Annotated in this window: 12 protein-coding genes; 2 read left to right on the top strand and 10 right to left on the bottom strand. The window is 60.2% G+C overall.

The genetic code is table 11. The features are described from left to right. Positions 1-20: 20 nt before the first annotated feature. On the bottom strand, positions 21-3,527 hold the full coding sequence (smc, locus tag DT594_RS06755; protein ID WP_149332000.1) for a chromosome segregation protein SMC: 3,507 nt from the start codon (positions 3,525-3,527) through the stop codon (positions 21-23). 188 nt (positions 3,528-3,715) lie between these two features. On the opposite strand from smc, the gene DT594_RS06760 reads away from it, so the two are divergent. Then, on the top strand, positions 3,716-5,029 hold the full coding sequence (locus DT594_RS06760; protein WP_149332001.1) for an MFS transporter: 1,314 nt from the start codon (positions 3,716-3,718) through the stop codon (positions 5,027-5,029). A gap of 31 nt (positions 5,030-5,060) precedes the next feature. Beyond that, positions 5,061-6,524, top strand: coding sequence for an SLC13 family permease (locus tag DT594_RS06765; RefSeq protein WP_149332002.1), 1,464 nt, complete (start codon positions 5,061-5,063; stop codon positions 6,522-6,524). Between the two features lie 68 nt (positions 6,525-6,592). Here DT594_RS06765 and ccmI read toward each other — a convergent pair whose 3' ends face one another. The 9 genes from ccmI to ccmA are packed head-to-tail and all read right to left on the bottom strand — an operon-like array spanning position 6,593 to position 13,492. Continuing rightward, positions 6,593-7,813 carry a c-type cytochrome biogenesis protein CcmI gene (ccmI, locus tag DT594_RS06770; RefSeq protein WP_149332003.1) on the bottom strand — a complete coding sequence of 407 codons (1,221 nt, stop codon included), beginning with the start codon at positions 7,811-7,813 and terminating at the stop codon, positions 6,593-6,595. After that, a complete protein-coding gene (locus tag DT594_RS06775; protein ID WP_149332004.1) occupies positions 7,806-8,285 on the bottom strand; it encodes a cytochrome c-type biogenesis protein in 480 nt (159 codons plus the stop codon). The genes ccmI and DT594_RS06775 overlap by 8 nt, the downstream gene beginning before the upstream one ends. Next, complete coding sequence (locus DT594_RS06780; RefSeq protein ID WP_149332005.1) at positions 8,282-8,821, bottom strand: DsbE family thiol:disulfide interchange protein; 540 nt, start codon at positions 8,819-8,821, stop codon at positions 8,282-8,284. The genes DT594_RS06775 and DT594_RS06780 overlap by 4 nt, the downstream gene beginning before the upstream one ends. Beyond that, positions 8,818-10,788, bottom strand: a complete 1,971-nt coding sequence (locus DT594_RS06785; RefSeq protein ID WP_149332006.1) for a heme lyase CcmF/NrfE family subunit — start codon at positions 10,786-10,788, stop codon at positions 8,818-8,820. Before DT594_RS06785 ends, DT594_RS06780 begins: the two co-directional genes overlap by 4 nt. Before the next feature lie 12 nt (positions 10,789-10,800). After that, complete coding sequence (gene ccmE, locus DT594_RS06790) at positions 10,801-11,262, bottom strand: cytochrome c maturation protein CcmE (protein ID WP_149332007.1); 462 nt, start codon at positions 11,260-11,262, stop codon at positions 10,801-10,803. Next, the gene (gene ccmD, locus DT594_RS06795) at positions 11,262-11,429 is read right to left on the bottom strand and encodes a heme exporter protein CcmD (RefSeq protein WP_394241942.1); all 168 of its coding nucleotides are present in this window, start codon (positions 11,427-11,429) and stop codon (positions 11,262-11,264) included. The genes ccmE and ccmD overlap by 1 nt, the downstream gene beginning before the upstream one ends. Beyond that, on the bottom strand, positions 11,426-12,169 hold the full coding sequence (locus DT594_RS06800; RefSeq protein WP_149332009.1) for a heme ABC transporter permease: 744 nt from the start codon (positions 12,167-12,169) through the stop codon (positions 11,426-11,428). The genes ccmD and DT594_RS06800 overlap by 4 nt, the downstream gene beginning before the upstream one ends. Before the next feature lie 16 nt (positions 12,170-12,185). Continuing rightward, the gene (ccmB, locus tag DT594_RS06805) at positions 12,186-12,857 is read right to left on the bottom strand and encodes a heme exporter protein CcmB (RefSeq protein ID WP_149332010.1); all 672 of its coding nucleotides are present in this window, start codon (positions 12,855-12,857) and stop codon (positions 12,186-12,188) included. Then, complete coding sequence (gene ccmA / locus DT594_RS06810) at positions 12,857-13,492, bottom strand: cytochrome c biogenesis heme-transporting ATPase CcmA (RefSeq protein ID WP_149332011.1); 636 nt, start codon at positions 13,490-13,492, stop codon at positions 12,857-12,859. The genes ccmB and ccmA overlap by 1 nt, the downstream gene beginning before the upstream one ends. Positions 13,493-13,664: the final 172 nt, after the last annotated feature.

A 13,664-nucleotide genomic window follows, 5' to 3' on the forward strand; every position in this document is an offset into this window, starting at 1 on the left:
TAACATGCCCGCGTGCAGCTTTACACTGCTGCCAGCGCTGCAGCCTCTTCTACGTCTACTGTGACCAGCCTGGAGCAGCCAGGTTCATGCATAGTCACGCCAAGCAATTGGTCGGCCATTTCCATCGCGATCTTGTTATGCGTAATGTAAATGAATTGCACTCGCTTCGACATCTCTTTAACAATCCGCGCATAACGCCCCACGTTGGCGTCATCCAGCGGCGCGTCCACCTCATCCAGCATGCAGAAAGGCGACGGGTTGAGCTGGAAGATGGAAAACACCAGGGCAATCGCTGTAAGCGCCTTTTCCCCACCCGACAGCAGATGGATGGTGCTGTTCTTTTTTCCCGGTGGCCGGGCCATGATAGTCACGCCGGTGTCCAGCAGATCGTCGCCGGTCAGCTCCAGATAGGCGTGGCCGCCGCCGAACACCTTGGGAAACAGCGCCTGCAAACCATGATTGATCTTGTCGAAGGTTTCCTTGAAACGGCTGCGGGTCTCCTTGTCGATCTTGCGGATCACCTGCTCCAGCGTGCTGAGCGCCTCTTCCAGATCGGCGTTCTGCGCATCCAGGTAGCGTTTACGCTCGGACTGCTGCTGATATTCGTCGATCGCCGCCAGGTTGATTGCGCCCAGGCGCTGGATGCGCGCATCCAATTGGCCCAGCTGTTGCTCCCAGTCGGCTTCCGTCGCGTTCTCAGGTAGCAATTCCAGTACCGCTTTAAGATCGTAGCCTGATTCAAGCAACTGTTCCTGTAGCCCCTGGCGCCGAGTCTGCAGATCACGGGCGATCAGGCGCTGCTCGTCCAATTGCCCACGCAACAATTGAGCCTGTTGCTCGGCCTGTGCGCGGCGCCGATCCTGTTCGCGCATCTGTTGATCGACTGCTTCCAGCGCTTGCCGCGCCTGACTCAGATCCTTTTCCGCCTGAATACGCTGCTCAAGCAGCCCTTCCAGCTCCATGCGTTGATCTTCCTCGGGAGCCTGGCTTTCCTCAATGGTCATTTTCAGTTGTTCACGGCGCTCGCCCAGGCGTTCGGCCTGCGCGGTCAGGCGCTCAAGGCCCTGACTGGTTGAGTCCTGCTGAGCGCGTAAAGACTGGACCCGCAGCGCCAGCTGATGCGCCTTGTCCTTGTGTTGCCGGGCGTGCTGGCGAGCATGATCCAATCCCTCGCGAACCTGATCACGCTGGCGCAGCAGCTCTTCGCGCTGACCAGCATCGGCAGCCATATGATCCAGCGCTGCCTGCAAGGTCATCCGCGCTTCGCCGATCTGCTCCTGCTCGTCACTGCGCTGCGCCTTGATGTCTTCAAGGTCGTCGGTGATCCGCTGGCGCCGGGCGTTGACCTGCTCCAGGCGTACCTGGCGTGCTGACCACTGGGCTTTGAGATCGCCCTGCTCGCGGCTTTGACTGGCGAGCCCCTGCTGCAGGCCATCGCGCTGTTGTTCAAGCTGACGAATACGTTCGCGCAAGGCGTCAACGCGTCTGTTGTCCTCTTCCAGCGCAGCTTCCTGCTCGGCAGTGCGTGCTTCCAGAGTTTCGATTTCCTGCTGACGCGCCAATACACCAGCCTCGTTGGCCTCACCGCGCTGGTAACGTAACCAGTTCGGCCCCAGCCAGTGGCCCTCTAGAGTAATCACCGATTCATGCACGGCCAGCTCACTGCGCATGCCCAGCGCCTGCTCCAGGCTATCGGCGGTGCGTACTGCGCCCAGCCAGGCGCGCAGGTCGACCGGGCAGCGCACCTTGTCAAACAGGCTGGCCGGCGTATTCTTCACATCAGTCTTGGTGCTCGGGCGAGCATCCAGCAGGCGCAAACTGCCTTGATCAAAAGCACCCAGGGTTTCGGCAAGACTATCGAGACTGTCCAGACTCACTGCTTGCAGGTCATCACCGAGCACCGTCTCTACCGCGCGCTCCCAACCAGCCTCGACATGCAACTGCTCAGCCAGGTGTGGCAGACCCTGCAAGCCCTGCTCCTGCAACCATTGCTGCACACCCTGTCCATGATCAAGAGCGGCCTGCTGCAACGCCTCCAGGGATGCCAGCCGACCGCTGCTGCGCTGGATTTCACCACGGCGGATATCCCGTTCCTGATGCAGCGCGTTCAGGGTTTCGCGCTCTTGCTGAAGCCCTTCGGATAACTCCTCCAGCCGCTGCTGCTCGCTCTCGCTACGCAACTCAAGTTCGGCCAACTGCTCCCCGAGCTCGGCCAGTTCGTCGTCGAGAGGTCCGGACGTCAGGCCGCTGCGCTCGTCCTCAAGCCGCTGAATGCGCTCGCTAAGACGCTCGATGGCCTGTTCAAGGTGGCGAATCCGTGACTGTTCAACTTCCGCCTGTTGCCGCGGAGCTGCGGCCTGGTGATTGAACTGATCCCAGGCCGACTGCCAGCTTTGCATGGCTTCTTCGGCGCTCTGCAACGCACCGCTGGTGTCTTCATCCGCGGCGCTGGCCATTTCCAGCTCAGGTTCGATTTCAGCCAGTTCGTTCTGCAGGTCAGCGAGCAGGGCCTGATCCTGACTCAGATGGCTCTGCGCTTCCTGCCAGGCCTGCTCGGTCTGCTCCATATCGTCATACAGCTGACGCTGGCGGTCGCGGTTGAATTGCAGCACCTGCTCGATACGGCTGATATCTGCGCCAACACTGTAATAGCGCGCCTGCGCCTGATTGAAGGATTCGGTCAGATCTGCATGTTGGTCGCGCTGTTTTTCCACTTCGCTGTCGGCATTGCGCTGTTCGGCGATCAACGCCTCCATGCCGATCTCCAGCTCGCGCACCCGATGCTCGCGCTCCACCGTCTGGGCGTCCATCGCGCGCCAGCGCAGCGCCTGCAGTTGAGCCTTGAGCTGACGCTCCTCGGCTTTAAATTCCTTGTATTTCTCCGCGGCCTGGGCCTGGCGCTGCAGGTGCGCCAGTTGACGTTCCAGCTCTTCGCGTAAATCGGTCAGGCGCGCCAGGTTCTCGTGGGTACGGCGAATACGATTCTCGGTTTCGCGGCGGCGCTCCTTGTATTTTGAGATGCCGGCGGCTTCCTCGATAAACAGCCGCAACTCATCGGGCTTGGCCTCGATCAGTTTGGAGATCATGCCCTGTTCGATAATCGAGTAGCTGCGAGGGCCCAGACCGGTACCCAGGAAAATATCGGTAATATCCCGACGCCTGCACTTGGTGCCGTTCAGGTAGTACTGATTCTGCGCTTCGCGGGTGACCTTGCGGCGGATGGAGATTTCGTTATAGCCGGCATACTCGCCCTTGAGGGTGCCGTCGCTATTGTCGAAGATCAGCTCAATGGATGCCTGACTCACCGGCTTACGCGAGTTTGAGCCATTGAAGATGACATCGGTCATCGACTCACCGCGCAGATTCTTCGCCGAGCTCTCACCCATGACCCAACGCACTGCATCAATGATGTTCGACTTCCCACAGCCATTCGGGCCGACTACCGCGCCCATGTTGGTCGGAAAGAACACCGTGGTGGGGTCCACAAAGGACTTGAACCCCGCCAATTTGATGCATTTCAATCGCATTGAATCATCTGTCCTTGAGGATTGTCGCTTAAACCCGCATTTTTACCCACAAGCCAGGCAATGAGAAGCCCCAGTGCCGAAATACCCTGCCCGCAGTCATGCCAAGGGTGGTCAAGCAGTACCGGGTGCGGCAAAATTGCTGACATCCCGAAGCATCTCATTGACTACCTCGTTAAGCGAACACCTGCATGCCCTTGCCAGCGGATATGGATCAGCTCTACAGCAGCCTGATGGAAGAAGAGGATACCCGCGTTTGCAAGGATATCCCCGAGAGTGCCTGCAGCAACGTCCCACAAAACTTTTTCCGTCAGGTCGCGGCCACCACCCTGACCAGCCTGGGCGATACCCTTACCAACCCGAAGACTACCTTGGCCTGGTTGATGGGCATTGTCGGGGCACCCGTGGCGCTAGTGGCCTGGCTGGTACCGATCCGCGAATCGGGTTCCATGCTGCCACAGTTGTTCATAGCTGCTTACGTCAGGCAGATGCAGAAGCGCAAGAGGGTATGGATCGTCGGCAGCCTGATACAGGCCGCCGCCCTGCTGGCGATGGGCGCTGCCGCATGGCTCAGCACCGGCTTGCTGGCCGGGTTGCTGATCCTCGGCTGTCTGGTGGTGTTCAGCCTGGCGCGTGGCTTGTGTTCGGTGGCGAGCAAGGATGTGATTGGCAAAACCGTGCCCAAGACCCGCCGCGGTCGTTTGAATGGCCTGGCCAGCAGCCTGTCGGGGTGGCTGGCCCTGGCTTTCGGCATCTATTGCATGATCTGGCCGCCTGCCGACGACAACACGCTGTTCTACGCCGCCTTGCTGGTCATTTCGGCGTTGCTCTGGGTTGCGGCCAGCCTGATTTACACATTGATAGACGAAGCGCCAGGCGCCACTGAGGGCGGTGAGAACGCCGTACGTCAGGCCCTGGGCAAGATCAGTCTGCTGCGCGATGACGCGCCCTTCCGGCGCTTTGTGATTACCCGTGCGTTGCTGCTCTGTTCTGCGTTGTCCGCGCCCTATTACGTGTTGCTCGGGCAGGAACTGAACAGCAGTCTGGGCATGCTCGGCGCCTTTCTGGTCGCCAATGGCCTGGCCAGCAGCTTGAGCGCCATGTTCTGGGGGCGCATGGCTGACAAATCGAGCAAGCAAGTGCTGATCCGCGCGGCCTTCCTGGCCAGCCTGCTCGGCCCGGCAGTGGTGGCGGTGCACCTGTGGGTCGAGCTGCCGCAGATGATTCACGCCTGGCTGTTCCCGGTCGCTTTCTTCGTTCTGGGGATTGCCCATGCCGGCGTTCGCGTCGGCCGCAAGACCTACGTTCTGGACATGGCCGGTGGCAATAAACGCACAGACTATGTCGCCGTCGGCAACAGCATCATCGGCTTGCTGTTACTCTTTACCGGTCTGTTTGGCCTGCTCAGCTCGCTGATTGGCGCGGCCGGCATGTTGGTGTTGCTATCCGCCATCGGTCTGGCCGGCGCCTTGCTATCCTTTACCCTTAACGACGTTCAGTCCTGAGCGCCATCACCTCTGTTAGCGGAAGCCTTCCATGTCTATCGATGCATCCTCCGATGCCCCTCAGGGTCTGCCAGCCAGCCGTATCATCGGCCTGATCCTCGGCACCCTGTTCCTGCTCGCCACCCTGGTATTTCCCGCTCCGGGTGGCATGTCCAACGAAGCCTGGCTGGCCCTGGGCATGATGCTGTTGATGGCAACCTGGTGGTCCACCGAGGCCATCGCCATTCCAGCCACCGCGTTGCTGCCCATCGTGCTGATTCCGGCACTCGGCCTGGGCTCGGTCGCCAGCGCTACCACACCCTATGCCAACCCGATCATATTTCTGTTTATGGGCGGTTTTGTACTCGGCCTGGCCATGCAGCGCTGGAACCTGCACAAGCGCATTGCACTGATGACGCTGCTCGCGGTGGGAAGCCAGCCCCGTCGGCAGATAGCCGGATTCATGATCGCCACCGCCTTTCTGAGCATGTGGGTGAGCAACACCGCGACGACCATCATGATGCTGCCCATCGGTCTCTCCGTCATCAGCATGATGGGCAATGCCAATCCGGAGGCCGTGCGCCGTTTTGCCACCGCGCTGCTGCTGGCGATCGCCTATGCCGCGAGCGTGGGCGGCATTGCTACCTTGATCGGTACCCCGCCGAATGCGCTGCTGGCAGCCTATCTGGCGGAAAATCAGGGCATCGAAATCGGTTTCGCCCAGTGGATGCTGATCGGCGTGCCGGTGTCAGCTTCCATGCTGGTAGCTATCTGGTTCTGGCTGGCGCGTAAGGACTTCGGGCTTGGCGAGCAGTCCGAGCATAGCTCGCAAGGCCTGCGTGAGCAGTTGCATGCGCTGGGCCCCATGAGCCTGGGCGAGAAGCTGGTGGGCATCGTATTTGTCTCAACCGCGCTGGCCTGGATATTCCAGCCACTGCTGTCGGCCAGTCTGATTCCCTGGCTGAACGACACCGTTATTGCCATTGCCGCCGCTATCATCATGTTTCTGATACCCGTACGGGCAAGAGACCGGGTGTTTCTAATGGACTGGGAGACGGCCAAGGAAATGCCCTGGGGCGTACTGCTGCTGTTCGGTGGTGGCCTGGCGCTGGCGGGTGCGATCAGCAGCTCCGGCCTGGCGACCTGGATCGCCGAAAGCCTGGGTGTGCTGGATATGCTCTCGGCACTGTTGATGATCGGACTGGTGGTTACGGTGATCATCTTCCTCACCGAAGTCACCAGTAACACTGCGACGGCTGCCGCTTTCCTGCCGCTGCTTGGCGCGCTGGCCATGTCCCAGGACGTGTCGCCGATCTTCTTCACCGTACCCGCCGCGATAGCCGCCAGTTGCGCCTTCATGATGCCGGTTGCCACGCCGCCGAACGCGATTGTGTTTGGCAGCGGGCATATGCATATCAGTGACATGATCAAGGCAGGGTTTGCGTTAAACCTGATCGGCATAGTGCTGGTGACTTTTGCCGGCTACGCGCTGGTGGGCTGGGTATTCGGGGTCTAGAGAGGGTCGATTGAGAGGGTAGATTAAGAGGCCGATTGCGCCGTGCATTACACGACGCAATCGGGATTTCAGGGAGCCGGCGTCAGGGCTTGATCAATAGTCAGCAGCACTGCCTGCTGGCCACCTACGGTAACGTCATCTACCTGACCCTGGTGCGTACCCTGCAGCGCGTCGCCGGTCGGCGACAGGCGCGCAGTCAATTGCAGCACCTGCCCTTCGCTGAGTTCAACGTCAGGCAGCATCGCATCAGCACTGCTGAGCACCACATCCACCGGCAGATCCGCCACGCTGAAGCGCCGCGCTACCAGAGGCATCGGCGGGCCGGCAGGGTCACGGGCGAACACGAACACCACCGCATCTGGATCGGCCTGCTCAGCCACCTCTGCGCTCAGCTCAAGGCGCAACGTGATCACCTCACCGGCTGGTTGCTCCGCCTGGGCCGGTAGCTCACCGCCTGCGGCAGTGATTCGCTGACGCGCCCGATCAATACCACCCTGAATAGCCAGCGCTCCGTCGCTGCCCGGACGCATGCCGGTCAACAGCCGCTGCCAATATTCGATGGCTCCTGGGTAGTCGGCGCTTTCAAACGCCGCGATACCCAGTAGACCCAACGCCGTGGGCTCGTTGGGCTCCAGTTCCAGCGCCTTGTCCAGAGCCGCTACCGCGGCGCTGTCCAATTCGTTACCGGCGGCGAAATAGCGTGCCTGGGCTAGTTGCGCAAGTACTTCCGGGCGCTCGCCAAGACGTTCCAGGCTTTGGCCGAAGGCGTCTACTGCCAGATCGGGTTGCTGCGCCGACAGATACGCCCTGCCGAGCATATACCAGGCCTCGCCATTTTCCGGCTGGACCTCGGTAATACGCTGCATGCGATCAATCATCGCTTCCAGACTCTCCGGCTGCGGGCTGGTTTGCATTTCCCGGTAGAGGCTCAGGCCTGCCGGGTTACCCCAGGCAAAGTACAAACCGACCACGATAACCGGTAGCAGACCAGCGGAGACGATCAGCAGCCAAGGGCCGCCGCGACGCCGGGGGCGCTCGGCGCTCTCATCCCGCGCCGTGTCCTCAAGCAGCAGGCGACTGGCTTCTTCCAGAGCCGAATCGCGTGCCGCCACTGTGAGATCACCAGCGGCCACCTGTGCGTCGAGTTCTGACATGCGCTCCTGATAGAGCGCGACGTTCAGCGCAGTACGGTCGACCCGCTTGTATTGACGATGTTTCCACAGCGGCCAGATGACCGCCAGTACAGCCACTACCAGCAACACCACACTCAATAGCCAAAAATCAGTCATGGGGCGACTTCTTCTCCAACAGGGATTTCAACCGTTGCTGCTCATCGGCATTCAGATGTTGATCGGCGGTGCTACGCAGGGCGCGCTGGCGGCGCCGCAACATGACCACCAGGCCGATAAAACCAGCGAGCAGAAAAACCGCCGGGGCAAACCAGAGCACCGCGGTCTGCGCCGTCAGCGCCGGTTTATAGCGGACGAAATCGCCGTAACGCATGACCATGAATTCGACAATCTGATCATTGCTCTGCCCCTCATCAAGCATGCGAAAGATCTCGCGGCGCAGATCATTGGCAATCGGCGAATTGGAATCAGCAATGTTCTGGTTCTGACACTTGGGGCATCGCAGCTCGCCACTCAATTGATAAAAACGCGCGCGCTGCTCTTCGGTATCAAACTCGTAGGTATCTATCGCAGCCAGGCTGGCAGGTACAAACGCCAACACGGCCAGTAGCAAAAACAGTCGGCGGATCATGGTTGAGCCTCATCGACCAGCGCCTGATAACGTGGCGCCAGTTCGGATTGCCAGACGCGCTCGTCGATCACGCCGATAAATTTGTAGCGGATCACGCCCTCGGCATCGACCAGGAAGGTTTCAGGCGCGCCATACACACCCAGGTCCAGCCCCAGACGCCCTTCGGGATCGCTGATATTCAACTGGTAGGGATTGTGCAGGTCCTGCAGCCACTTGCGCGCCGACTCGGTGTCATCCTTGTAGTTGACGCCGTGAATCACCACACCCTGTTCAGCCAGCTTATTCAGCACCGGATGCTCAACCCGGCAGGCAACGCACCAGGTCGCCCAGACATTGACCAGCGAAGGCTGACCCTTGAGGTCTTCCATGCTGATGTCCGCCTCGCCTTCCTGCACCGAATTCAGTTGGAAGGCAGGGAAAGGTTTGCCAATCAGCACTGATGGCAGGTCTTCGTTATCCAGGTAGAGTCCCTTGAACAGGAAAACCAGCAGCAGTAAAAACACGGCCAGCGGTAACAGCATCAATGCGCGTTTCATGCGTTACCCTCCACAGCCACTGCTGCAGCCTTGCGCTGACGACCGCGCAACCGATAGCGCTTGTCGCTGGCGGCCAGCAGGCCGCCAAAGGTCATGAACAACGCGCCCAGCCAGATCCAGCGCACAAAGGGTTTGATGTGCACACGCATGGCCCAGGCGTCACCGCCGAGCGGTTCGCCCATGGCGACGAACAGGTCGCGGGTCAGACCAGCGTGAATCGCCGCCTCGGTCATCAGCTGATTCTGTACGGTGTACAGGCGTTTCTCCGGACGCAGGGTGGTTATCTGCCGACCATCCCTGAAGACGTTGACCACCGCTTTGTCCGACTCCCAGTTGGAGCCTTCCAGGTGGCGCACACCTTCAAACTGAAAGCTGTAACCACCCAGCTCCAACTGATCACCCGGCACCATGCGCAGGTCGCGCTGGCTGTCGAACAGGCTCGCGCCTACAACGCCCACTGCGCAGACGGCGATGCCGATGTGCGCGAAGGTCATGCCCCAGTAACTGCGGGTAAGGCCCCTGAGGCCGGTGACGGTGCCCTTGTGGCGAATCTTGTTGCGTATATCCTTGATGCTCATGCCAACCACCCAGAACACCAGCAGGAGCATGCTGCCGACAGCCAGTTGGTGATCGCCGATCCATACCGCCAGAGCGACGGCGGCAATGGCCGCACCGACCAGCACCCACTTGAGCTGGCTGAACAACCATTTCACCGGCGTGTCCTTCCAGCGGCTGAGCATGCCCACGCCCATAGCCGCCATCAGCAGCGCCATCAATGGCAGGAAGAGCGCGTTGAAATACGGCGGGCCGACCGATACCAGCGTACCGCTGACGGCATCCAGCACCAGCGGATACAGGGTACCGAGCAGAATCATCAGCGCGGCCACCACCAGAATCACGTTATTGATCAGCAGAAAGGTTTCCCGCGACCAGAGTGCAAAGCCGATCTGACTCTTGACCACCGGCGCGCGCAGCGCATACAGCAACAGCGAGCCACCGACGACGACCAGCAGAAAACCGAGAATGAATACGCCGCGCTCGGGATCGGTAGCAAAGGCGTGCACCGAGGTCAGTACCCCGGAGCGGACCAGGAACGTACCCAACAGGCTAAGCGAGAAGGTGGCAATCGCCAGCAGCACCGTCCAGCTTTTGAACACACCGCGTTTTTCAGTCACTGCCAGCGAATGGATCAGCGCCGTACCCACCAGCCAGGGCATAAAGGACGCATTTTCCACCGGATCCCAGAACCACCAGCCGCCCCAGCCAAGCTCGTAATAGGCCCACCAGGAGCCAAGCGCGATACCCAGCGTCAGAAAAGCCCAGGCAATAATGGTCCAGGGGCGCGACCAGCGCGCCCAGGCCGCGTCCAGCCGACCGCCGAGCAGCGCGGCGATGGCGAAGGCAAAGGCCACAGAGAAGCCGACGTAACCCATGTAGAGCATCGGCGGGTGGACGATCAGGCCGAAATCCTGCAGCAGCGGATTCAGATCGTTGCCATCCGCCGGGTAGAACGGCAGTTGCCGATCGAAGGGGTTGGAGGTCATCAGCATGAACAGCAGAAAACCGACGCTGATCATGCCCATCACGGCCAGCACTCGGCTGAGCATCTCGTCGGGCAGATCGCGGGAGAAAATCGCAACGGCCAGTGTCCAGGTTGCGAGAATCAGTGCCCAGAGCAACAGGGATCCCTCGTGCCCGCCCCATACCGCGCTGACCCGGTAATACCAGGGCAACGCCGAATTCGAGTTGAGTGCGACATAGGTCACGCTGAAATCGTTGGTGACGAAGGCGTGTACCAGGCAGAGAAAAGCGAACAGCACAAACAGGCACTGGGCGATCGCCGCCGGCTGGGCGAAGCCCATGGCCAGGGAGTCGCCGCGCCATGCGCCATACAAAGGTACGGTCGCCTGCAGCACCGCCAGTACCAGGGCAATGATCAGCGCAATCTGGCCAAGCTCGGGAATCATCCTGCCTCCAACTTAGTAGCCGGATGCCGCGTCGGCATCCCGCTTCATCTGATTAACTTTTTCCATCGCCTGCGCCACTTCCGGCGGCATGTATTCCTCATCATGCTTGGCCAGTACCTCGTCCGCCATCAGCATGCCATCGGTATTCACCCGGCCCAGCGCAACTATGCCCTGACCCTCGCGAAACAGGTCGGGAAGAATGCCTGAATAAGAGACCAGCACCTGCTTGTCACCATCGGTCACTGCAAACTGCACTGCAAGGCTGTCAGGGTCGCGAGCGACGCTGCCATCCACCACCAAACCACCGGCGCGAATGCGGGCATTTACCGGCGCTTCTCCGTTGGCAATCTGGCTCGGCGTATAGAACAGATTGATATTCTGCTGCAAGGCCGTCAGAGCCAAAGCCACAGCAATGCCGACCCCCGCCATAACCAACAGAATCAACCAGAGTTTTTTCTTGCGCTGCGGATGCATTACACCTCTCCCCGGCGCCGACGACGCGCTTCCACTTCAACCAACCGGCGGTGCGCCAGCATCGGCTGAACCACATTCAGTGCCAGCACTACTGCAGTAATCAGATAAGCCGACCAGACATAGGGGCCATGGCCATCCATGGCCAGCCACTGAGCAAAGCTTGTCATGAAGATTTCTCCATCAGGTCACGTACCCAGCGTGTTTTGTGCTCCCGGCGCAGCACCTCTAGGCGCATGCGCATCAGCAGGCTTACGGTGAACAAGGCATAAAAACCCAGCACCGTGAGCAGCAGCGGGAACCACATTTCAATGGGCATCGCCGGTTTTTCAGTAATCTTGAAGGTGGCGGGCTGGTGCAGCGTGTTCCACCAGTCCACCGAATACTTGATGATCGGAATGTTCACCACGCCAACAATGGCCAGTACCGCCGTGGCCTTGGCCGCAGTTTCCCGATTGCTGATCGCCTGGCCCAGGGCGATGATGCCGAAATACAGGAACAATAAAATCAGCATTGATGTCAGGCGGGCATCCCAGACCCAATAGGTACCCCAGGTCGGCTTGCCCCAGATTGCGCCGGTCACCAGCGCCAGAAAGGTCATCCAGGCACCAATCGGAGCCGCGCACTGCAGTGCCACGTCAGCCAGCTTCATGCGCCAGACCAGGCCGACAATACCGGCAACGGCGAGCATGACATAGCAGGATTGGGCGACGAAAGCCGCAGGCACATGAATATAGATAATCCGAAAACTGTTGCCCTGCTGGTAATCCTGGGGCGCAAACACCAGACCCCAGACGACACCGACGCCGAGCAGCACTACCGTCGCCACAACGAACCAGGGCAACCAGCGACTACTGATGTCATAGAACCATTTGGGCGAACCCAGCTTGTGGAAAAAACTCCAGTTCATTTTCCCGCTTCTCCGCTCATTCACTCACCCCGATGCGCAGACCCGCGGCAATGGCCAGCGGTGCCAGACTCAGACTCAGCACGGCCAGACAGCCTAACCACAAGGCATAGCCTGCAACCGGCAAACCCTGCATGGCGGCCTCGACCGCCCCGGTCCCCAGAATTAGCACCGGAATGTACAGGGGCAGGATCAATAGGGCCAGCAATACCCCGCCGGTTTTCAGTCCTACCGTCAACGCTGCGCCAACCGCACCGAGCAGACTCAGCACCGGCGTGCCCAGAAACAGACTCAGACACAGCACCGGCAGCACCGACACTGGCAGCGACAGCATCAAACCGAAAAGCGGCGCGAGCATTACCAGAGCCAGACCACTGATCAGCCAATGATGCAGCACCTTGACCAGCACCATAACCGCCAGGGGATGTGGGGACAGTACCCACTGTTCCAGCGAACCATCTTCGTAGTCGCTGCGGAACATGCCATCCAGCGACAACAATGTGGCAAGCAACGCCGCCACCCAGATCACGCCTGGCGCCATAGTCCGCAGCATGTTGGGCTCGGGGCCCACTGCCAGCGGGAACAGACTGATCACAATGGCAAAGAACACCAGCGGGTTCAGCAAGTCACCCGGCCGGCGCCAGGCCAAACGCCATTCCCGACAGAACAGTAACCAGACGATCTGCCGCATCAAGCCACCTGACCCAGATCCAGGGTACGCAACCCCGGTAGGTGATCAAGGCTGTGATGCGTAGTCAGTACTACCGTGCCGCCGCGCGCTGCATGCGCCAACAGATGCTGCTCCAGCGTCGCCACCCCGGCCCGGTCAATCGCGGTGAAAGGTTCATCCAGAATCCACACCGGATGCGCCTCCAGATACAACCTTGCAAGCGCGACACGGCGCTGCTGCCCTGCGGACAAATGATGGCAAGGCACGTCCTCGAATCCACGCAGCCCAACCTGTTCCAGCGCCTGCCAGATCGCAGCAGTGCCAACTGGCTGACTGAGGGCGCACAGCCAAGCCAGATTCTCTTCAGCGCTCAACGCACCTTTGACCGCCGGCGCATGGCCGATAAACAACCGATCATGCCGCCAACGCTCACGCCCGACTGGCTGAAAAACCGATTCAGCGCCGTAGCGAATATCCCCCGCCGCCGGGAGTAACAAACCGGCCAGTATGCGCAGCAAGCTGGTCTTGCCCGACCCATTGGGGCCAGCGACCTGCAAGACTTCCCCCGGCTGCAGTTGCACAGACACTCCATCAAACAACTCACGCTGATCGCGTTCGCAGGCAAGTTCATGCAAGGTGATGGGCAGTGTCTTCAACTGTTCTCCAGCCTTATTCCTAACGTAGCCAGGCTCTGAGCCTGGAAATGTTCATGTTTGCCAACAATCGGCCGCTAACTATTACAGGGCCGCTTGGCCAGGCACCGACGCGCAACGGCGGGTACTTGCGGCAGGCTGTGCCATTATACATACAGCCCCCCTGACAAGGACC

This window comes from Halopseudomonas laoshanensis, from assembly GCF_008365385.1.
Taxonomy (GTDB): Bacteria; Pseudomonadota; Gammaproteobacteria; order Pseudomonadales; family Pseudomonadaceae; genus Halopseudomonas; species Halopseudomonas laoshanensis.